The 1,183-nt window shown below is 48.1% G+C and carries 1 protein-coding gene; it reads left to right on the top strand.

The features are described from left to right. Positions 1 to 194: 194 nt before the first annotated feature. The coding region (mltD, locus tag BBW68_RS07870) for a murein transglycosylase D (protein WP_070134731.1) at positions 195 to 1,183 on the top strand (989 nt) is incomplete at its 3' end.

Raw genomic sequence — 1,183 nt, 5'->3', positions numbered from 1 at the left:
CGATTCAATCTCTTAACCATGAACGCAAGATATTGAATTACAACGCACTATTGGATTAGAAACGACTCCTCAACATGAGTAGCAGGTATTTGCGGCTCTACGCGAGAAGAAAGACCGTTTTTGATAATTTAGGTTGTGCTGAGGGGAGCGACCACGTATTATTGTTCGTCTTTTAAGCGGAACCAATGACACACATGAAGGCTAAAGCGATATTACTCGCCCCGGTCTTGCTGCTAGGGTGCCAAACATCAAGGCATGATGCTAACATCCCAGAACAGCATGCACAGAGTTTGTCTTCGGCAGGTCAAGGTGAAAATGGACAGTACTCAGACAATATGTTGTCGCCGCGCTGGCAGAATGATGGAACATCGCTTGCGCAGGACAGAAATCTGTGGAATTTCATTAGCGACGAGCTGAAGATGAAAGTTCCGGATAATTACCGGATACGCGAACAAAAACAAAAATATCTGAAGAACAAGAGCTATCTCCACGATGTAACATTACGGGCAGAGCCGTATATGTACTGGATTGTCGAGCAAATTAAGCAACGCAAAATGCCGATGGAACTGGTACTACTACCCATAGTGGAGAGCGCTTTTGACCCTCATGCAACATCATCTGCGAATGCCGCTGGCATCTGGCAGATCGTGCCGCAGACGGGTAAAATTTATGGTCTTAAGCAGACCCAGTGGTATGACGGACGACGCGATGTTGTGGCATCGACCAAAGTTGCCCTAGATATAATGCAGCGCCTTAACAGTATGTTTGACGGTGACTGGTTACTGACGGTTGCTGCCTATAACAGCGGTGAAGGACACGTGTTGAAAGCGATCAAAGCCAATAAAGCCCGTGGACGACCGACGAATTTCTGGTCTTTAGCGCTGCCAAAAGAAACGACGGTCTATGTGCCAAAAATGCTAGCTCTGGGGCAACTGCTCAAGAACAGTAAGCGTTATGGCATACGTCTGCCGGCACCCAACGAATCTCGTGCCTTGGCACGCGTAGAAGTGGGTCAGCAGATTGAACTGACACAGGCAGCCGAAATGGCTGGCATGTCGCTAAGCAAGATGAAGACGTTTAACTCTGGCTACACGCGTGGAAAAACGGCCCCTAATGGTCCTCACTACATTATGGTACCGAAGTCTAACGTGGCTAAGCTTCGTAACTCACTGGCGACCAGTGA

Origin of the sequence: Candidatus Erwinia dacicola, assembly GCF_001756855.1 — a bacterium.
GTDB lineage: Bacteria > Pseudomonadota > Gammaproteobacteria > Enterobacterales > Enterobacteriaceae > Erwinia > Erwinia dacicola.
The sequence above is the reverse complement of the archived record's forward strand: the minus strand, read 5'-3'. Positions and strand labels throughout refer to the sequence as shown.